15 protein-coding genes are annotated in these 20,983 nt (G+C 62.4%); 14 read left to right on the forward strand and 1 reads right to left on the reverse strand.

The window, feature by feature from the left end; all coding sequences use genetic code 11:
• The first annotated feature begins 296 nt into the window (after positions 1-296).
• From GQX66_RS27755 to ureC, 14 genes are all read left to right on the forward strand, one after another.
• A complete protein-coding gene (locus GQX66_RS27755) occupies positions 297-1,085 on the forward strand; it encodes an ABC transporter ATP-binding protein (RefSeq protein WP_240872088.1) in 789 nt (262 codons plus the stop codon).
• Positions 1,082-2,029: an ABC transporter substrate-binding protein gene (locus GQX66_RS27760; protein WP_240872089.1), complete on the forward strand. Its 948-nt coding sequence runs from the start codon at positions 1,082-1,084 to the stop codon at positions 2,027-2,029. Before GQX66_RS27755 ends, GQX66_RS27760 begins: the two co-directional genes overlap by 4 nt.
• Complete coding sequence (locus GQX66_RS27765; protein WP_240872090.1) at positions 2,026-3,036, forward strand: iron ABC transporter permease; 1,011 nt, start codon at positions 2,026-2,028, stop codon at positions 3,034-3,036. Before GQX66_RS27760 ends, GQX66_RS27765 begins: the two co-directional genes overlap by 4 nt.
• Before the next feature lie 205 nt (positions 3,037-3,241).
• Positions 3,242-4,507, forward strand: a complete 1,266-nt coding sequence (gene urtA, locus GQX66_RS27770; RefSeq protein ID WP_007950596.1) for an urea ABC transporter substrate-binding protein — start codon at positions 3,242-3,244, stop codon at positions 4,505-4,507.
• 252 nt (positions 4,508-4,759) lie between these two features.
• Positions 4,760-6,262 (forward strand): urea ABC transporter permease subunit UrtB, encoded by a 1,503-nt coding sequence (gene urtB / locus GQX66_RS27775; RefSeq protein ID WP_102688365.1) that lies wholly within the window; start codon positions 4,760-4,762, stop codon positions 6,260-6,262.
• Entirely contained in the window at positions 6,262-7,341 is a 1,080-nt protein-coding gene (gene urtC, locus GQX66_RS27780; protein ID WP_102688366.1) for an urea ABC transporter permease subunit UrtC, read from the forward strand. Before urtB ends, urtC begins: the two co-directional genes overlap by 1 nt.
• A gap of 23 nt (positions 7,342-7,364) precedes the next feature.
• Positions 7,365-8,207, forward strand: a complete 843-nt coding sequence (gene urtD / locus GQX66_RS27785; RefSeq protein WP_169432587.1) for an urea ABC transporter ATP-binding protein UrtD — start codon at positions 7,365-7,367, stop codon at positions 8,205-8,207.
• A gap of 154 nt (positions 8,208-8,361) precedes the next feature.
• Positions 8,362-9,060, forward strand: a complete 699-nt coding sequence (gene urtE, locus GQX66_RS27790; protein WP_007950600.1) for an urea ABC transporter ATP-binding subunit UrtE — start codon at positions 8,362-8,364, stop codon at positions 9,058-9,060.
• A gap of 43 nt (positions 9,061-9,103) precedes the next feature.
• Positions 9,104-9,943: an urease accessory protein UreD gene (locus GQX66_RS27795; RefSeq protein WP_240872091.1), complete on the forward strand. Its 840-nt coding sequence runs from the start codon at positions 9,104-9,106 to the stop codon at positions 9,941-9,943.
• A 225-nt stretch (positions 9,944-10,168) separates the two neighbouring features.
• On the forward strand, positions 10,169-10,471 hold the full coding sequence (gene ureA, locus GQX66_RS27800) for an urease subunit gamma (RefSeq protein WP_039766748.1): 303 nt from the start codon (positions 10,169-10,171) through the stop codon (positions 10,469-10,471).
• A 9-nt stretch (positions 10,472-10,480) separates the two neighbouring features.
• A complete protein-coding gene (locus GQX66_RS27805) occupies positions 10,481-11,014 on the forward strand; it encodes a GNAT family N-acetyltransferase (protein WP_007950603.1) in 534 nt (177 codons plus the stop codon).
• A 5-nt stretch (positions 11,015-11,019) separates the two neighbouring features.
• On the forward strand, positions 11,020-11,553 hold the full coding sequence (locus GQX66_RS27810; protein WP_039766745.1) for a GNAT family N-acetyltransferase: 534 nt from the start codon (positions 11,020-11,022) through the stop codon (positions 11,551-11,553).
• Positions 11,553-11,858 carry an urease subunit beta gene (locus tag GQX66_RS27815; protein ID WP_007950605.1) on the forward strand — a complete coding sequence of 102 codons (306 nt, stop codon included), beginning with the start codon at positions 11,553-11,555 and terminating at the stop codon, positions 11,856-11,858. The genes GQX66_RS27810 and GQX66_RS27815 overlap by 1 nt, the downstream gene beginning before the upstream one ends.
• A 176-nt stretch (positions 11,859-12,034) precedes the next feature.
• Complete coding sequence (gene ureC / locus GQX66_RS27820) at positions 12,035-13,735, forward strand: urease subunit alpha (protein ID WP_085746539.1); 1,701 nt, start codon at positions 12,035-12,037, stop codon at positions 13,733-13,735.
• Between the two features lie 48 nt (positions 13,736-13,783).
• On the opposite strand, the gene GQX66_RS27825 is transcribed toward ureC, so the two are convergent.
• Entirely contained in the window at positions 13,784-20,836 is a 7,053-nt protein-coding gene (locus GQX66_RS27825) for an NEL-type E3 ubiquitin ligase domain-containing protein (RefSeq protein WP_240872092.1), read from the reverse strand.
• Between the last annotated feature and the right edge of the window lie 147 nt (positions 20,837-20,983).

Genomic DNA, 20,983 nt, shown 5'->3' on the forward strand with positions numbered 1-20,983 from the left:
CATTTCCCCTATGGACGGGGCTGACCGAGGTGTTTGGGCAAGTTACACCGACCTGAAATACCGAGTCGAACTCAGGATTTGAAGAGCACGAAGATCGGCTCCCATTTCCCCTATGGACGGGGCTGACCGAGGTGTTTGGGCAAGTTACACCGACCTGAAATACCGGGTCGAACTCAGGATTTGAAGAGCACGAAGATCGGCTCCCTTTCCCCCTCGCCCCCTTGGGGGAGAGGGCTGGGGTGAGGGGGATGGATCTACCAGACAGACATAACCTTAGAAATCACACTGAACCTCACATGACCTCACTGTCCCTCACTAATCTCGCTTGGTCCCCCTTGGGCCACGGCCACTGTCATCACCAGTTCCAGCTGCGTGACGCCTCGTTGCAAGTGGCCGCCGGTGAGTTCGTCGGGCTGATCGGGCCCAATGGCAGCGGCAAGACCAGCCTGTTGCGTTGCGCCTACCGCTTCAGTCAGCCGGAAACCGGTGAGGTCAGACTCGATCACCACAACGTGTGGAAGCAATCCTCACGCTGGTGTGCGCAACGCATCGCCGTCGTCCTCCAGGAATTCCCCGACGTCTTCGGCCTGACTGTCGAAGAAGTGGTCGCCATGGGCCGCACGCCGCACAAAGGCCTGTTCGACGGCGACACGCTGGAAGACCGCCATCTCGCCACCCAGGCCCTCAAATCCGTGGGCCTCGACGGCTTCGAAGACCACGCGTTCGCCACGTTGTCCGGTGGTGAAAAACAACGCGTGATCCTCGCCCGGGCCCTGACCCAGCAACCACAACTGCTGATCCTCGACGAGCCGACCAACCACCTCGACCCGCGCTATCAGCTGGAACTGCTGCAACTGGTCAAGCGTTTGCAGATCGGCACGCTGGCGAGCATCCACGACCTGAACCTGGCTGCCGCGTTCTGCGACCGGCTGTATGTGATCAACCACGGTCGCATCGTCGCCAGCGGCACCCCGCAACAAGTCCTGACCGTCGAACTGCTGCGCGACGTGTTCGGCGTCGAAGCATTGATCGATCCTCACCCCCTTCACGGCTACCCGCGAATCACCTGGATAACCCGACCATGACTGTGCGCTCCCTGCTTTGCCTCGCTCTGTTGCTGGGCACCACCCACGCCTTCGCCGAGGCCACGAAGTACCCGCTGACGATCCAGAGCTGCAACCGTGAAGTCACCTTCAAGGAAGCGCCGAAGCACGCGGTCAGCCACGACATCAACATGACCCAGATGATGCTCGCCCTCGGCCTCAAGTCGAAGATGGCCGGCTACAGCGGCGTCAGTGGCTGGAAGTCGGTAACGCCTGAAATGCAGAGTCTTCTCGACGGTCTGCCGGAGCTGGCAGCCAAGTACCCGTCGGTGGAAACCCTGCTCAACGCCAACGTCGATTTCTTCTTCGCCGGCTGGGATTACGGCATGCGCGTCGGTGGCGATCTCACGCCGCAGACCCTGCAACCGCTGGGCATCAATGTGTATGAACTGACCGAGTCCTGCGCCTTCGTGATGAAGCGCCCGGCCGCGACGCTGGACGACACCTACAACGACCTGCGCAACCTCGGAAAGATTTTCGACGTGCAGGATCGCGCCAACGCGCTGATCGCTGACATGCAAAGTCAGGTCGCCGAAATCCGCAAAGACCTGCCCGCTGAAAAACCACGGGTGTTCCTGTACGACAGCGGCGAAGACCGCGCCATGACCTCCGGCCGCCTCGGCATGCCGCAAGCGCTGATCGACGCGGCCGGTGGGCGCAACGTTCTCGATGACGTCGAAGCGAGCTGGACCCGGGTCAACTGGGAGACCGTGGTCGAGCGCAATCCGCAGGTGATCGTGATCGTCGACTACAGCGAAATCACCGCCGAGCAAAAGATTGAATTCCTGCTGAAGAACAAGGCGCTGCAATCGGTGGACGCGATCAAGAACCAGCGCTTCATCGTCATCCCTTACGTGCAGGCCACGCCGGGGATCGACAACGTGCTGGCGGTGGAAACCCTGGCCAAAGGTTTCCACGGCGAATGATCGACCGTCGCTATGCGCTGCTGCTGATCGCCCTCGGTGCCGTATTGCTGGTGTCCTGCGTGGTGTCGCTGGGCTTCGGCCCGGCGCGAGTGCCGGTGGACGTGGTGTGGCGGATTCTGCTGCACAAACTGTTCGGCCTCGGTGTGCCGGACTGGAGCGCCGGTCAGGAACACATCGTCTGGCTGATCCGCGTACCGCGCATGCTGCTCGGTGCATTGGTCGGTGCCGGGCTGGCGCTGATCGGCGCGGTGTTGCAAGCGGTCACGCGCAATCCGCTGGCCGATCCGCACCTGCTTGGCGTCACCTCCGGCGCCACGCTCGGTGCAGTGATTGTGGTACTGCACGTCGGCGAAATCGTCGGACTGCTGACCTTGCCGATTGCCGCGTTCATCGGCGCGTTGTTGAGCATGTTTCTGGTGCTGGGCATCGCCAACCGCCAGGGTCGGCTGGACAGTGATCGTCTGCTGCTGTGTGGCGTGGCCGTTTCGTTCGTGATGATGGCTATCGCCAATCTGCTGTTGTTCATGGGCGATCACCGGGCCAGTTCGGCGGTGATGTTCTGGATGCTCGGCGGCCTCGGTCTGGCGCGCTGGGAGTTGTTGGCGGTGCCGGCGCTCAGTGTGTTGCTCGGACTGATTCTGCTGATCGGCATGGCCCGTCCGCTGAACGCCTTGATGGCCGGCGAACAGACCGCCGTCACCCTCGGCCTGAACGCCCGGGCGGTGCGTCTGCGGGTGTTCGTGATTGCTTCATTGATGACCGGGGTGCTGGTGTCGATCAGCGGCTCCATCGGTTTTGTCGGGCTGATGGTGCCGCACATTGCCCGGCGCCTGATCGGTGCCGAGCATCGGCGTCTGCTGCCGGTGTGCGTGTTGCTCGGCAGCGTTTTCCTCGTCTGGGTCGACGTCGCGGCGCGGACGCTGATCGCCCCCGAAGACCTGCCCCTCGGTGTTGCCACCGCTGCCCTCGGCGGGCTGTTCTTCATCGGCCTGATGCGCCGCCGCTGAATCCTCCGGGTGCGCCCCAATCTGGCGCACCCCGCTGCACCTTTGCATGCAACACGTCCCCTCATGGTGCGCCGTCTCCGCGCGCGACCGCTCTAAACCGACATTTCCCTGCCCAAACCCGACCGGGCACAGCCCTTGCAAAACAGCCTTCAGTCGTTCGCATCTGCCAACCATAAAAAACTTTAACGTTCATGGAGATCGCACAATGAAGCGTCGCAGTTTGATCAAGGCTTTCACACTCACGGCATCCATTGCCGCGATGGGCATGACCTGGACCGTACAGGCCGCCGAGACCATCAAGGTCGGGATTCTGCATTCGTTGTCCGGCACCATGGCGATCTCCGAAACGTCGCTCAAGGACATGGCGTTGATGACCATCGACGAGATCAACGCCAAGGGCGGGGTGAACGGCAAGATGCTTGAGCCGGTGGTGGTCGACCCGGCGTCGAACTGGCCGCTGTTCGCGGAAAAGGGCCGGCAGTTGCTGACCCAGGACAAGGTCGCGGTGGTGTTCGGCTGCTGGACCTCGGTGTCGCGCAAATCGGTGCTGCCGGTGTTCGAAGAACTCAACGGCCTGCTGTTCTACCCGGTGCAATACGAAGGTGAAGAGATGTCGCCGAACGTGTTCTACACCGGCGCCGCGCCAAACCAGCAAGCGATCCCGGCGGTTGAATACCTGATGAGCGAAGAAGGCGGCAGCGCCAAGCGCTACTTCCTGCTCGGCACCGACTATGTGTACCCGCGCACCACCAACAAGATCCTGCGTTCGTTCCTGCATTCCAAAGGCGTAGCGGACAAAGACATCGAAGAGGTCTACACCCCGTTCGGTCATAGCGACTATCAAACCATCGTCGCCAACATCAAAAAATTCTCGGCCGGCGGCAAGACCGCTGTGATCTCCACCGTCAACGGCGACTCCAACGTGCCGTTCTACAAAGAGCTGGCCAACCAGGGCCTGAAGGCCACCGACGTACCGGTGGTGGCGTTCTCGGTGGGTGAAGAAGAACTGCGCGGCATCGACACCAAGCCGCTGGTGGGCAACCTCGCGGCGTGGAACTACTTCGAGTCGGTGGATAACCCGGCTAACAAGAAATTCGTCGCCGACTGGAAAGCCTACGCGAAGAAACACAACCTGCCGGGCGCCGACAAAGCGGTGACCAACGACCCGATGGAAGCCACTTACGTCGGCATCCACATGTGGGCGCAGGCGGCGGAGAAAGCCAAATCGACCGACGTCGACAAGGTCCGCGAAGCCCTCGGCGGCCAGACCTTTGCCGCGCCGTCCGGCTACACCCTGACCATGGACAAGACCAATCACCACCTGCACAAACCGGTGATGATCGGCGAAATCCAGAGCGATGGTCAGTTCAACGTGGTGTGGCAGACCGAGGGGCCGATTCGTGCGCAGCCTTGGAGCCCGTTCATTCCGGGTAATGACAAGAAGCCGGAGTATGCGGTGAAGAGCAACTGAGGCGGATTCAGACCTTGAGGCGGACTTGAGACCTTCCCCCTCACCCCAGCCCTCTCCCTCAGGGAGAGGGGGAAAGGGAGCAGATCTCCATCGTTTTCAAAGCCTGAGTTCGACTCTGTTTTTTCAGGTCGATGCTTGATGAACAGACAACTCGGTCAGTCCCCTCTCCCTCCGGGAGAGGGCTAGGGTGAGGGCTGGATTTCGCAGTCGGACACCGCTCCATCGGCCACCGCAACACAGGAAGCACCACCCATGCCCACTGCCTTTTACCGCATTATCCTGGCCATCTTGCTCCTGTTGCCCATGATGACCCACGCCAGCGACGCCGAAGACTTCGTCGCCGCCAACCCGATGCAACAGGCCAAACTGCTGGAAGCCTGGGCCGCGCAGCCCGATCCGGCGCGTATCGAACTGATCAACGCCCTGCAACAAGGCGAACTGACCGTCGACGGCCAACCCAAAACCCTGCGCCTGAACAACCGCCTGCGGGGTCTGATCGACACCGCTCTGGCCAGCCACCAATTGCTCGCCGCCGACGCCAAAACCCGTCTGACCGCCGCGCAGCAATTGCAGAAAAGCGCCAAACCGGCGCAGCTGAAATTCCTCGACCAGCAACTGGCTGGCGAACAAGACGAAAGCGTCCACGCCGCCCTGAGCCTTGCGCTGGCCAACCTGCAACTGGTCGACACCGACCCGGCGGTGCGCCTCGCGGCCGTGCGTCTGCTCGGTGAAACCGGCGATCCACTGGCCCGCACCCGCCTCGAAGGCCTGCTCGAACCCGGCGTCGAAACCGATGCCAACGTGCGCACCGCCGCCGAAACCAGCCTCGCCCAGGTCAAGCGCAAACTGCTGGTCGGCGAACTGCTCGGCCAGGCCTTCAGTGGCATGTCTCTCGGTTCGATTCTGTTGCTCGCGGCGCTGGGTCTGGCGATCACTTTCGGCCTGCTGGGTGTGATCAACATGGCGCACGGCGAGATGCTGATGCTCGGCGCCTACTCGACCTACGTCGTGCAGCTGATGTTCCAGCGCTACGCGCCGAATGCCATCGAGTTCTATCCGCTGATCGCGCTGCCGGTGGCGTTCTTCGTCACGGCCGCCATCGGCATGGCGCTGGAGCGCACGGTGATCCGTCACCTCTACGGTCGACCACTGGAAACCCTGCTCGCCACCTGGGGCATCAGCCTGATGCTGATTCAGCTGGTGCGACTGGTGTTCGGTGCGCAGAACGTTGAAGTGGCGAACCCGGCGTGGCTGTCCGGCGGGATTCAGGTGCTGCCGAATCTGGTGCTGCCGTACAACCGCATCGTGATCATCGCTTTTGCGTTGTTCGTGGTGGTGCTGACCTGGCTGCTGCTGAACAAGACCCGCCTCGGCCTGAACGTGCGCGCCGTCACCCAGAATCGCAACATGGCCGCCTGCTGCGGCGTGCCGACAGGGCGCGTCGACATGCTCGCCTTCGGCCTCGGTTCGGGCATCGCCGGGCTCGGTGGCGTGGCGCTGAGCCAGATTGGCAACGTCGGCCCTGACCTCGGCCAGAGCTACATCATCGACTCGTTCCTGGTGGTGGTGCTCGGCGGCGTCGGCCAACTGGCCGGCAGCGTGTTCGCCGCATTTGGCCTGGGCATCGCCAACAAGATTCTCGAACCGCAGATCGGTGCGGTGCTCGGCAAGATCCTGATCCTCGCGCTGATCATTCTGTTCATCCAGAAACGTCCGCAAGGCCTCTTCGCACTGAAAGGACGGGTGATCGACTGATGAACCAGCCTCTACTAGTCACGGCCACGCAAAAGGCCGGCCCGAAAGTCACGCTCGCCATCGGCGCGGTGGTCCTCGCCTTGCTGATCGCCCTGCCGCTGCTGTCGCTGTTGCCGGCGGACAGTGCGCTGCATGTTTCGGCCTACACCCTGACGCTGGTCGGCAAGATTCTCTGCTACGCCATCGTCGCCCTGGCACTGGATCTGGTCTGGGGTTATGCCGGCCTGCTGTCGCTGGGCCACGGTCTGTTCTTCGCCCTCGGCGGTTATGCGATGGGCATGTACCTGATGCGTCAGGCCGCCGGTGATGGTCTGCCGGCGTTCATGACCTTCCTGTCGTGGACCGAGTTGCCGTGGTACTGGAGCGGCACCGGCAGCTTCCTCTGGGCGATGTGCCTGGTGGTGTTGGCGCCGGGGTTGCTGGCACTGGTGTTCGGTTTCTTCGCCTTCCGTTCGCGGATCAAGGGCGTGTATTTCTCGATCATGACCCAGGCCCTGACCTTCGCCGGGATGCTGCTGTTTTTCCGCAACGAGACCGGCTTCGGCGGCAACAACGGCTTCACCAATTTCCGCACGATCCTCGGTTTCGGCATCACCGAACCCGGCACGCGCGCGGTGCTGTTTCTGGCGACGGTGTTGCTGCTGGTGGCGAGCCTGTTCATCGGCTGGCGCCTGGCCCGCAGCAAGTTCGGCCGGGTGCTGACCGCGTTGCGCGATGCAGAGAACCGCTTGATGTTCTGCGGCTACGATCCGCGCGGTTTCAAGCTGTTCGTCTGGGTCTTGAGCGCAGTGTTGTGTGGTCTGGCCGGTGCGTTATACGTGCCGCAAGTGGGGATCATCAACCCGAGCGAAATGTCGCCGACCAACTCGATCGAAGCCGCCGTGTGGGTGGCCCTTGGCGGGCGCGGCACCCTGATCGGCCCGCTGCTCGGCGCCGGCGTGGTCAACGGCATGAAGAGCTGGTTCACCGTGGCCTTCCCCGAATACTGGCTGTTCTTCCTCGGCGCGCTGTTCATCGTCGTGACGTTGTACCTGCCCAAAGGCGTGATCGGTCTGCTGAAGAAACGAGGTGAATCATGAGAGTCACGGCGAGCGCTGAATTCATGCTGGAACCGGCCTTTTTCCCGGTGGAACCGAACAAGGACGAAGGCACCAGCCGCGACTCGATCGGCCTCGGGCAACGCGTCGGTCCGGGCCTCGACACCCGCCACGGCACGATCCTGACCCTGGAAGACATCAGCGTCAGCTTCGACGGCTTCCGGGCGCTGAACAATCTGAACCTGTACATCGGCGTCGGCGAACTGCGCTGCATCATCGGCCCCAACGGCGCGGGCAAGACCACGCTGATGGACGTGATCACCGGCAAGACCCGCCCGAGCCACGGCAAGGCCTGGTTCGGTGAAACCCTCGACCTGACGCAGATGAGCGAAGTGCAGATCGCCCAGGCCGGCATCGGGCGCAAGTTCCAGAAACCGACGGTGTTCGAAGCGCTGAGCGTGTTCGAGAACCTGGAGCTGGCGCAGAAAACCGACAAGTCGGTGTGGGCCAGCCTGCGGGCGAGGTTGAGCGGCGAGCAGAAAGACCGGATCAGCGAAGTGCTCGACACGATTCGCCTGACCACTTCGGTCAATCGCCCCGCCGGGCTGCTGTCTCATGGGCAGAAGCAGTTTCTGGAAATCGGCATGTTGCTGATGCAGGACCCGCAATTGCTGCTGCTCGATGAACCGGTGGCGGGCATGACCGACGCCGAAACCGAATTCACCGCCGAGCTGTTCAAGTCGCTCGCGGGCAAGCACTCGCTGATGGTGGTGGAACACGACATGGGCTTCGTCGGTTCGATTGCCGACCACGTCACCGTGTTGCATCAGGGCAGCGTGCTGGCCGAAGGATCACTGGAACAGGTGCAGGACAACGAGCGCGTGATCGAGGTTTACCTCGGTCGTTAGCCCTGCGATTCAGATCGTTCCCACGTCGAGGCGTCGAACCGTCCGCGTGGGAATGCCGCCATGGACGCTCCGCGTCCGCCGTTATGTGACGCGGAGCGTCACGGGATTCATTCCCACGCAGAGCGTGGGAACGATCACCGGGGAGAGTTTGAACATGCTGCAAGTCGACAAGCTGCATCAGTACTACGGCGGAAGCCACATCCTGCGCGGCCTGAGCTTTGACGTGAAGGTCGGCGAAGTGACCTGCCTGCTCGGGCGTAACGGTGTGGGCAAGACCACGCTGCTCAAATGCCTGATGGGCCTGTTGCCGGCCAAGGAAGGCGCGGTGAACTGGGAAGGCAAACCGATCACCACGTTCAAGCCGCATCAGCGGGTGCACGCCGGGATCGCCTACGTCCCGCAGGGACGGGAGATTTTCGGCCGGCTGACCGTGGAAGAAAACCTGCTGATGGGTCTGTCGCGTTTCCCCGGCAGCGAAGCCAAAGAGGTTCCGGCGTTCATCTACGAGCTGTTCCCGGTGCTGTTGCAAATGAAACAGCGGCGCGGCGGCGACTTGTCCGGTGGTCAGCAACAGCAGCTCGCCATCGGCCGCGCACTGGCCAGCCGTCCGCGTTTGCTGATTCTCGACGAACCCACCGAAGGCATCCAGCCGTCGGTGATCAAGGAAATCGGCGCGGTGATCAAGAAGCTCGCCGCCCGGGGCGACATGGCGATTCTGCTGGTGGAGCAGTTCTACGATTTCGCCGCCGAACTGGCCGATCAGTACCTGGTGATGTCCCGGGGCGAGATCGTGCAGCAGGGCCGTGGCGAAAATATGGAAGCCGAAGGTGTACGCGGGCTGGTGACTATTTGAGGTTACGGTCTAATCTGTAGCGTCCTAACGATAATCAGAAAACATGAACTTACCTGTTGCGACTGCCCTGTTTACCCCGAGCTGGCACGCCGAGCTGGAGCTGGCCTACGCCCGCTTCGGCGATTGCACGCGGCCGACCCGACGCCGGCACCTAGGCCCGTTGCGGGTGCAAAAGCATCTGTACGCCGAAGGGCCCGAGGTCTGTCAGCACATCATCGTCCACCCGCCGGGCGGGATTGCCGGGGGTGACCGGCTGGACATCAGCACCCGCGTCGAACAAGGCGCCTGGGCGCAGATCACCAGCCCCGGCGCGGCCAAGTGGTATCGCGCGGCGGGGCCCGCTTATCAGTCGCTTAACCTGCATGTCGCCGATGGCGCGACACTGGAATGGCTGCCCCAGGAGACCATCGTCTACAGCGCCGCCCAGGCTGAACTCACGACCTCGATCGAGCTTGAAGGCGATGCGCGACTGTTTTACTGGGACGTGGTGGCCCTCGGGCGTCCGGCCAGTGGCGAGCGTTTCGACCTCGGGCATTTCCAGGCGCATCTGGATATTCGCCGTGATGGCCGGCTGCTCTGGCATGAGCGCCAGCGCATCGTCGGCGATGACGGCTTGCTCGATTCGCCGATCGGGCTGGATGGTAATCCGGTGTTTGCGACCTTGCTGGTGACCGGTGAGATTGATGTTGAATTGCTGGAGCGCTGCCGCTCGCTAAACCACCACGTGCGTGGGGATCTGACGCAACTTCCAGGACTTTTGGTCGCCCGTTGCCTGGCCAGTGAAGCGTTGCTGGCGCGGGCGTGGCTTATTGAATTGTGGCGCTTGTTGCGGCCGAAATTGATGGGACGCGAGGCTGTACCGCCAAGAATATGGAACACCTGAAAACCAGCCCTCACCCCCCGCCCTCTCCCGGAGGGAGAGGGGGCCTGACCGAGGTGACCGCTGGAAATGTTCAGACACGAGAATTCAACTGACTGAACTGGCCACCGAAAACGACCGAGATCAGTCCCCTCTCCCTCCGGGAGAGGGTTAGGGTGAGGGCTGGGTCTGACTGGCACCCCACTCACCACAAGAACCACACAAATCTGCCCAAATGGATTTAAAACGATGGACCTGACCCCACGCGAAAAAGACAAGCTGCTGATCTTCACCGCCGGCCTCGTTGCCGAGCGGCGACTGGCCCGTGGCGTGAAGCTTAACTACCCGGAAGCCATGGCCTACATCTCGGCAGCGCTGCTCGAAGGCGCTCGTGACGGCCAGACCGTGGCCGAACTGATGCACTACGGCACCACCCTGCTGACCCGGGATCAGGTGATGGAAGGCATCCCGGAAATGATCCCGGAGATCCAGGTCGAAGCGACGTTCCCCGACGGCACCAAACTGGTCACCGTCCACCAACCGATCGTCTGAGGCCGCGCCATGACTTACACCATCCGCGATGCACTGCACGCCGACCTGCCGGCGATCCGTGACATCTACAACGACGCCGTGCTCAACACCACGGCGATCTGGAATGAATCCGCCGTCGACCTCGGCAACCGTCAGGCGTGGTTCAGCGCCCGTCAGGCTCAGGGTTATCCGATCCTGGTGATCGTCGACGCCGACAACACCACCCTTGGCTACGCTTCGTTCGGTGACTGGCGGCCGTTCGACGGTTTCCGCCACACCGTCGAGCACTCGGTCTACGTGCGCAGCGACCAGCGCGGCAACGGCCTCGGCCCGCAACTGATGACCGCGCTGATCGAACGCGCGAAAACCTGCGACAAGCACGTCATGGTCGCCGCTATCGAGAGCGGCAACGCTGCGTCTATCCGCCTGCACGAGCGCGCCGGTTTCATCACCACCGGGCAGATGCCGCAAGTCGGCACCAAGTTCGGCCGCTGGCTCGACCTGACCTTCATGCAACTGACCCTCAATCCTGGCGCGGAGCCGCCGCCCGCCCACAAGGAGTGACACCGATGAACCCCGCCCAACTGCGACGCGTCAATGCTGAAAGTTTTGCGCACTATCGTCAGGGCCTGATTGACCTGTTGCTCGACGCCGTGGGTTATGGCGCCAGCGTCGGCTTCATGGCCGACCTCGATGCCACGCAGGCCCGCGCCTATTTCGACGACGTGCAGGACAACCTGAACAAGGGCAACGTCTTGCTGTGGGTGGTGGTCAAGGACGAACAGGTGCAGGCCAGCGTCCAGTTGAGCCTGTGCCAGAAGGCCAACGGCCTGAACCGCGCCGAGGTGCAGAAACTGCTGGTGCGCGAACACGCCCGGCGACGCGGCCTCGGCCAGCAGTTGATGCAAGCACTGGAACAGACCGCGCGTCAGTACAAGCGCGGCATGCTTTACCTCGACACCGAGGCCGGCTCCCCCGCCGAAGATTTCTACAAGGCCCTGGGTTACACCCGGGCCGGGGAAATCCCCGATTACGCTTGCGACCCGAACGGCACCTATCGCCCGACGGCCCTCTATTACAAAGTCCTGCAAGGAGCGAACTGATGATTCCCGGCGAATACAAAATCCAGCCCGGCGACATCGAACTCAACGTCGGTCGCCGCACTGTCAGCCTGAAAGTGGCGAACAGCGGCGACCGGCCGATCCAGGTCGGCTCGCACTATCACTTTTTCGAAACCAACGATGCCCTGACCTTCGACCGCGCGGCCAGCCGTGGCATGCGCCTGAACATTCCGGCGGGCACCGCCGTGCGCTTCGAGCCTGGGCAGAGCCGCGAGGTGGAACTGGTGGACTATGCCGGGCACCGGCGGGTGTTCGGGTTTGCCGGGCGGGTCATGGGTGACCTCTGAGTCCGCGTGTACCGCAGCCCTCACCCCAACCCTCCCGAAACGTCGGACCGCCCGGAGGGAGAGGGAGCCGATCACCGATAGCCGCCTCACCGCGATCAGTCCCCTCTCCCTCTGGGAGAGGGTTAGGGTTAGGGTGAGGGTCGATGGCTCACCGCTATTTTCCTGAAGGACGCCAGATGAAGATTTCCAGACAAGCCTACGCCGACATGTTCGGCCCCACCGTCGGCGACAAGGTGCGCCTGGCCGACACCGAGCTGTGGATCGAGGTCGAACAGGACTTCACCACCTACGGCGAAGAAGTGAAGTTCGGCGGCGGCAAAGTGATCCGCGACGGCCAGGGTCAGAGCCAGTTGCTGGCGGCCGAAGTGGTCGACACCGTCATCACCAACGCCCTGATCATCGACCACTGGGGCATCGTCAAGGCTGACGTGGGCCTCAAGGACGGGCGCATCGCCGCCATCGGCAAGGCCGGCAACCCCGACGTGCAGCCCGGCGTGACCATCGCCATCGGCGCCAGCACCGAAGTGATTGCCGGCGAGGGCATGATCCTCACCGCCGGCGGCATCGACACCCACATCCACTTCATCTGCCCGCAGCAGATCGAAGAGGCGCTGATGAGCGGCGTCACCACCATGATCGGCGGCGGCACGGGACCAGCCACCGGCACCAACGCCACCACCTGCACTTCAGGGCCGTGGCACCTGGCGCGGATGCTCCAGGCAGCGGACGCATTCCCGATGAACATCGGCCTCACCGGCAAGGGCAACGCCAGCCTGCCGGAGCCGTTGATCGAACAGGTCAAGGCCGGCGCCATCGGCCTCAAGCTGCACGAAGACTGGGGCACCACCCCGGCGAGCATCGACAACTGCCTGAGCGTCGCCGACCAGTACGACGTGCAGGTAGCGATCCACACCGACACCCTCAACGAGTCCGGTTTCGTCGAAACCACCCTCGGCGCGTTCAAGGGCCGGACCATCCACACCTATCACACCGAAGGTGCCGGTGGCGGCCACGCGCCGGACATCATCAAGGCCTGCGGTTTCGCCAACGTACTGCCGAGTTCGACCAACCCGACCCGGCCGTTCACCCGCAACACCATCGACGAACACCTCGACATGCTGATGGTCTGCCACCACCTCGACCCGAGCATTGCCGAAGACGTGGCGTTCGCCGAAAGCCGCATCCGCCGCGAAACGATTGCCGCCGAAGACATCCTCCACGACCTCGGCGCGTTCTCGATGATCAGCTCCGACAGCCAGGCCATGGGCCGCGTCGGCGAAGTCATCACGCGCACCTGGCAGACCGCCGACAAGATGAAGAAACAGCGCGGGCCGCTCGCGCAGGACGGCGAAGGCAACGATAACTTCCGCGCCAAACGCTACATCGCCAAGTACACGATCAACCCGGCGATCACCCATGGCATCAGTCATGAAGTGGGTTCGGTGGAAGTCGGCAAATGGGCCGATCTGGTGCTGTGGCGCCCGGCATTCTTCGGCGTGAAACCGACGCTGATCCTCAAGGGCGGCGCCATCGCCGCCAGCCTGATGGGCGACGCCAACGCGTCGATCCCGACCCCGCAACCGGTGCACTACCGCCCGATGTTCGCCAGTTACGGCGGCTCGCTGCACGCCACCAGCCTGACCTTCATCAGTCAGGCGGCGCAGGCGTCGGGATTGCCCGAAGCATTGGGCCTGAAGAAGAAAATCGCGGTGGTCAAAGGTTGCCGCGACGTGCAGAAAACCGACCTGATCCACAACGACTACCTGCCCAACATCGACGTCGACCCGCAGACCTATCAGGTCAAGGCCGACGGGGTGTTGCTCTGGTGTGAACCGGCCGAAACCCTGCCAATGGCCCAGCGTTACTTTCTGTTCTGAGCCAAAGCCCCGGTCGTCGAGCTTTCGACGATCGGGGCTGGCGGCGCCTCAGCGGGTTGAGGTGTCCATCAGATAACCTGAAGTGCCAGGCTGCTCATCGTCGAGCCCGACCGTCACCGGTTCGCCGGTTTCGAGGTGCGACAGGGCAATCAGTTGCTGGTTGCGCTCGATACCACGCTCGATCTCGAGCGCCTGAACCGCCTCTTGGTATGCCGTGCTGGTCACGCCCTCATATTCGTCCTCAAGTCGTTGCAGCTTTTCATCCGCGCTGCGCTTGAGCGCACCGAGTTCATCCGGGTACTTCTCGGTCAGGTACTGCACCCAGTAATCGCGGCTGATCAGTTCTTCATAGAACCGCTCGCCTTTTTCCGCCTTCACGACGGCGTCACGCGCGGTCGCCAGCTCCTCGCCCCTGATCGGCCGGGCAAATCGCATGTGGCTGGGTTGCCCCGGCAGTTGCAGACCGTCCTCCCAGCCTGAAGTCAGACCGATCCGGTATTGCAGTCGCACTTCCGCCGGATCGGCGTGACGGCCCATGCTGCGTGCGGCCAGTTTTTCCACCTCGCCCAGGCGGAACAGCTGCCGCGACAAGTCGAGCAAGGCGCGCCCCTTCGCCGCGAGGCCGGGCTGCAAGTGTCGCAAGGCGTTGTACTCGAAGACCTTGACCTCGATTTCACTGAGCGCCAGGGTGCGGCCATCAACACAGGTGGTGTGGGTGGTCGCCATCGAAAACAGCGTGTCGCGCAGCTCCTGACTGCCATCCGCCGCCTCGACAACTTCCCACACGCGCCGGGTCAGGTCGGCGCGAAATACCCGAAACTCTTCGGTATCCGGCATCCGCGACAACAGATGGAAGAACGCCCCGTTGTCAGGCTCGGCAGCCAACCGCTGCCACATGGCCCGATATCGTGCGGCGTCCTCTTGCGGGATGTTTTCAATCCAGGGCGCGGCTTGTTGTTCGAGGATGCTTTCAGCGAGTGTCGGGACCACTTCATCCGGTTCTGCATCACTCTCTGTACCCGCGCCTTCGTCGTCGCTTTCGGTCGTACTTTCCATGTCATCGATCATCCGGTCGATATCGGCATACGTCATACCCAACACATCGCGACGCCCATGGGCATCGGCGTACTCACGCAGGCGCATCAGGCTTTGCTGCGATATCTCGTAGTTCTCCGACAGATTGCTGCCGGCGAGCAACATGGCATGGTCGCGGTCGTACAACTCGACAGGAATCGACGAGATCTCGTTGTTGCTCAGGTCGATCACTCGCAGACGGGGCGCTTGCAGCACGCCTTCCGGCCATGCCGTGAGCAGGTTGTCACGCAGGTCCAGCCGCTCCAGTCGCTCGAGACGAGTGACGCTGAATGTGCGCAGGCCGTTATGGCTCAGGTCCAGCCACTGCAACTGCGACAGCCCCTCGAGCGCTTGATCCAGCGCTGCGGAATCCGCGAGGCCGGTAAGTGACAGTTCCAGTCGTTCCAGCTGACGCATTTGCCCGACAGGCTCAGGGATTGCCGGCAAGTGGTTGCCGCTGAGGTTGAGCTTTCGCACCTGCGTGAATGCCCTGAGGAAAGCACTGGAGCCATCGGTGGAAAGCTTGACCCCCGCCAGATTCAGGGTGCTCACCGCAGGAAACGCCTCTGACAGTTCGGGCAGATTGCCGACTTGCAGACCGTCGAGGTTCAGCTCTCGATCAGTCACGCCATTCCAGTCAATCGTACCTTCACGCCAGCATTCGATGATCCGCTGCGCCGCAAGTTGGCGGGTGCGCGATGACACGACCCAATCCATGCCGCGGGTTTCATGGGTGAACAGCCAATCGTTCAGACGCCGGGTCAGCGACTCGAATGTCTGCTCCCATGCGTCGATTCGCGCACCGATCTGCACCTCGGTCAACCCGGCGCCCTGCATCCTTACTATCGCCTGCTGCGCCTGCGCGCTGTCGTACTGCGGACGCAAACGCCGGACGCGAGCAGCCCACCCGGCCGCCCCCTCGCCCGTTGCCGTGAGCGGAGGCAGCGGCAGCAACCGCCGGGCGATCACCGAGCCGCTTTCCGCAGGCGGCGTGCGATGGCGCGGTTCTTCCAGGGCAAAGCGCTGAAGCGATCCAGGCATCAGACCTCTGGCCTCTTCGATGCGCTGGCGCGCACTGCCCAGCGACACTTTGGCCTGCTCGGTAAGCGGTGTGCCAACCAGGCTGGTATCAAGCAACAACGCATCACGCGCCAGCAACGCCTCCGGCAGCGCGGTCAACTGACTGTCGCTGAGATCCAGCCAGGTCAGCTCCGGCAGAGACTCCGCACCGACCGGCCATTCGCGCAGGGTCGTCGCGCTAAGGTCCAGTGCCATCAGGCGATTCATCCCGCGCACATCGATGCTGTTCAGCGGGTTGTCATGCAGGTTCAGGGTTTCGAGTGCCGGCAGATCGCTTGAGTCCAGCGGCAGTTCGGTCAAGCCACAATGGCTCAGGTCGAGGTTATCGACCCCGCGAAACGTGCGGATAAAACCGCGCAACTGTTCGACCGGGGCCTGCAACCCGGCCAGATTCAGACTTCTGACATGAGCGAACCCCTCAGGCGACAGGGCCGGCAGACTGTCCACCGGCGAGCCGAGAATATCCAGCACCGAGGCATCATTGGGCAGGCTGACATACAGGTTGTAAAACAGGCTCTCGGTGCGCGCGCCATAACGCTGGAACAACCCGCTGCGCCAGCTGGTCTTCAGCGCCTCGGCCACTGCCGAACGTACTGCACCGCCGTTGAGGACCGTCGGCTCGGAACCGACCCACTCCTGAAGCCGGTTGAGTTCGCTGAACTGCTCGCTCAGGGTTTCGATCGCGGCGAAGCGGCTGCCGATGTCTGGCCATTGCGCCTTGAACCCCGTACTCAGGACATCGAAAAGGCTCGGTTCCATGCCGACAAAACGCTTGAGCTCACCGCGGCAGTAATCCGCGACCATTTCGTCCAGATCGATCAAATGCCGGGGCTGGCTGCGGATAAATTCGTAGATCGGCTTGAACACCCGACGCGGGAATTTCGACCAGTCCAGCGACAGGCCGGACAACAGCCGCTGATGGCCTTCATAGATTTCCATCGGCAGGCTATTGATCGCGGTTGATCGCAAATTCAGGCGTTCCAGTCGTGGCAAGTCCAGAACACCGCGCGGCCATTGGTGCATTTGCGGGCTGCCGATTTCGAGCCTGCGCAATTGGCGCATGCCGCCGACGTCGAGCGTCATGGGCACCACCGGGTTCATGCCTCCAGAGGAACAGTGCAACTCCAGCTCTTCAAGCCGGTTCAGTTCCCGAAGCCGTGTCGCCACTTGCCCGGTAATCGGTGTGGAGAGTTTCAGGCGGGTCATGTGCCGCAGCGTCCTCAACGTCGCGAGCACTTTGTCGAACTCCGCAACACTGGCGGTCAATGTCAGTTTCTCGACATTGGGAAATGCCGCAAGCGTGTCGCCCACGACCGGAACGCGCAACATCAGTTCGCGCACATGGGAAAAGTCCGCCGCCAACGAAGGCAGCGACGCGTCACTGATCAGCGTCAGGCGGGCCGCTTGCGGATCGTGTCCGGCCAACGGTGCATTGCGCCAACAGTCCTTGATGTTTTGCACCACACTGACGAACTCGTCCCGAGAAGCGCGCAAACGCAAATTCTGCGACATCAACCATTGATCGAGCGTTGTTTCCAGACTCCGCCACTCGCTCAATCGATTATTGAGCAAGTGAAAGATCTGCTGGTCATTCTTGCCCAGACGCCATTGTTCAAGGATGAAACCGCGTGCCTGAACATCGGTAAGATCCGGGTAGACATTCTGGACGTGACCGGTCAACGACGGATCCGGCCCCGGCCCATCGCCACTCGCGCGATAGCCAAGCAGTCGGGAGGCAATACGCTGCGGCGGCTTGAACCATGGTTTTTCTGCGGCGCCTGCACGCAGAAGCCAGGCCGACTGACTGCGCTCGGCAAGCGCTCGTTCAGCGATCGCACCTTGCAGCTCGACGCTCTGTCCGACATGCGGCAGCCCCAGCGCCTGCCGTGCCGGATCGGGCAAGGCATGCATCAACGAGCTGAAAAAGTTATCCCCCCTGTGGGGAATGCCATTGAGCGGCTCGCCACGCTCGTTGGCGGCTTGAAAGGCATCGGCGTACTTGACCAGATACTTGTGTGCAGAGGCCGTTTCGCTGCCGATGGCATCCAGCAGCGGGCCGCTGATACTGCCTTCGCGGAGTTCCAGACGCACGTCATCCGACCAGCCCGGCAGCCGACCCAATGTCTGCAACGCGAGATGACGGCTGTCGGGCGAGGCCATGGTCTCACTGCGCAACCCGGCCAGCGCCCGGGTAAGGCGTCCTTGCTGGCCATACCAGCGACCGAGCTCCTGCAAATGCGAAGGGACCTTCGCAGTGCCGTCCAATCGGGCCAGTTCCTCGGCGTTGGCCTCGCCCAACGCAGCTGTTGCGGCCCGCCCGGTCAGCCCGGGGACGACTCGTTGCAGCTTTGCCGCCCGGGGCTCGACTGGCTCGGTTGCCTTGAGAAGACTGTCGAACAACGCAGGCTGGTGCGCGCTGGCGTAGTCGGCAATCTGCCTGGAGAACTCCTGGGCCCTCGACGCGCGAACCCGTGCAGGCTCGCCACCCAGCAGACGCACCGTCTCCGCCTCATCCAGTGCCGCGAGTATCCGGCTCGGTAGCTCACCGTTCAGCACCTCGGCCCGGCTGATCCGGATCGGCGCCTTGCCGCCGCGCTTCGTCCCGTAACCGATTGCCCGCCCCGAGAAGTCAGGATTGTCGAAGATCTGCAGCCTGCGCCCGAACGGCCAGCGTGGCATGTCGGGAAGCAGCGGCAACAGATGCATGAAGCGACTGTCGACTGCCTGAGTGCCGGTTGCCTGTTCGACGATCGATCCGGCATCGCGCTCGGCGTTGAACAGTTGCATGGCATCGGCCAGTTCCGGCGGCGGCAAGGCGTTGTCCAGGTGCATCTTGCGCAAGGCGTTGTCGCTGACACCGGCCACATCGGCCATCGTCAATAATTGCTCGTCAGCAAACGGGTCAGTGCTGTGGCCGATACGCCGCAACAACATCAACCGGTCCCAGTCCTGCGGGCGTTCCAGGGTATGCCGCCATGCACCGGCGCCGTTATGCGTCAGGGGCGGCTGATAGGCCTGCGAATCGCTCGGATGCTGGATGCGCCAGGCTTTGAGCGACTCGTCGTAAGTCTGCTGGTAAGTCTTGCCGTCGAGGCGGATGCAGGTTTTTCCTCCCGACTCGTACTGCCCCAGCGCATTCGGTACAACGTTCGCGTCCAGTGTGACCGGACTCTCGTAGCCACTCAGATCAGGCTTCCACAAGCGGGCCGTGCCGTCGGGCATTTCCACCTGATGCAGGTTCTCGATGACCGGTGTCGATCGGGCGGCGGTCAGCCGGGCGAGCCCTTTGCCGGCACCCGCCATCAAGGCAATCAACGCCAGGTTCTGCGCGACATCGATCAGATGCGCCTTGGCGGCCTTGCGATCACCCTCGCTCCACTCGGTGGCGCCTTCAAGGGTTTCTTCGAGCAGTTGCCCGGCCATCACCACCATCATCACTTCACCCAAAACCGGCACGAACATCGAGACGCCCATCAGCACCAGCATGCCGATGTTCAACAATCCGGCGAATTTTTCCGAACGCACTTTGGCATCGACATCCGCCGTCGGCACTGCATGGCTGCGGGCATCGTCCATCATCCGGTCGCGATGCCGGTGATAAAGGTAATCCCACAAGTCAACGTTTTGCGCCCAGATGCCATGGCCTTTGCGCGGCAGGCCGACCGGGTTCAGATAGGGATCGGTGTTCGGCACCTGCTCGATCGACGGCGCAGGCGGCAGTTCGTGAATACCGGTCAGGGCGGCGTTGAATGGATTGACCGCTTTGTAAAACTCATTGAGCAGCGCTTCATAGGGCGCCAGCCTTTGGGCGAGCGTACGGTTCGGCGGGTCGTCAGTGAACTGGCCGAAGTAACGCGAGCGGTCGGCATACGCGACGAACTGGCTGAAAAACCGTTGGTAGCCGTTGGGTTCCGCTGGATGAGCCTGAGTAGCATCGGGTGCGGTGAACCGCCGCTTGAACATCGCGGCCATCTCCCCGCCCCTGTAGCGCTTGAGCGGGTGATAGGGATCGCCCGGGATATACAGAATCGAATCGTCGCTGTAACGGTACTTCTCACAGATCGTGAACATGACGCAGCCAGTCATGCGCCGGCCCATCAGGCTCAGATCGCGAAACCATATCTGCCGATCGCCCTGAACCGGTGCCAGCTCACCGTCGAGGATTGAACGAATCGAGGCGTAGTCTTCACGCCCGATATCACCTTTGACCAATGCCAGTTCGGCAGCCGCACGCAATGCGGTTTTATGGGCGTCGATGAATTTATCGCGCAGCACGTGCTCGGCCACCGCGTCCCTGGGGTGCAGGAAATCCTTGAGGTAAGCCTGGTATTTCGCCCCGATATCCAGCGAGCGGCACAGGCCGGTGAACTGCTCGACCGTCAGGGAAGTGCTCAACGGCGCAAGGGTGCCGGGTTCCAGGCTTTCACTGCGAAATCCCGATGTTTCATGAAAAGCCCCGCTTTTGCATTCGCGGGCTTCGAAGTTGTGCAGCGCCGCCTGTAGCAGAGGCAGTTTCAATACCTCAAAGTAATCGATGTCGATGGCGAAGATGCCCATCTCCACCGGTTTATTCAGCACCAGCCAGGTCTTGCTGACATCCAGCGTCACGTTGAAGCGGTCCTTGAGGGCCCTGGTCAACAACGGCGCGGCGAAGCTGTCGATGTCCTGGAAGGTTGACATGACGTTGTCCAGGCGGGTCTGGGCGGCGAGGCTGGCGGTCACGGCATCGCCCACGGCTTTGCGTTGATCGCGCGACGCGCGCCTGTACCAGTCCGGTGTGGCGGCAATGGCATTTTTCAGCGCGTCCTGCTGTCGAACCGGTGCGTTGACCAACCAGTCCGGGCTGGCCTTGTGCAGGAAATCGGCGTGCAGACTTTGCGTCGCGAGCGGCCCCGGCGAGGAGGTAACGTTATCGGTTGAAGAGAGGGAGACAGGGATTTCGGGCATGGTTTCACTCCTTGAAATGGAGCGAAAGCAGACCATGGCGAGACTCAACGGCGGCGGTACATAGGTATCGCGGCACGGCGTCTTGTCAGCGGAGATTTCAGGCCCGAGCGGCACTTTCATTCCCGCCCAAAGGGGCTAATATTCGAA

Source organism: Pseudomonas sp. B707 (assembly GCF_022496685.1).
GTDB classification, from domain to species: Bacteria; Pseudomonadota; Gammaproteobacteria; order Pseudomonadales; family Pseudomonadaceae; genus Aquipseudomonas; species Aquipseudomonas paraglycinae.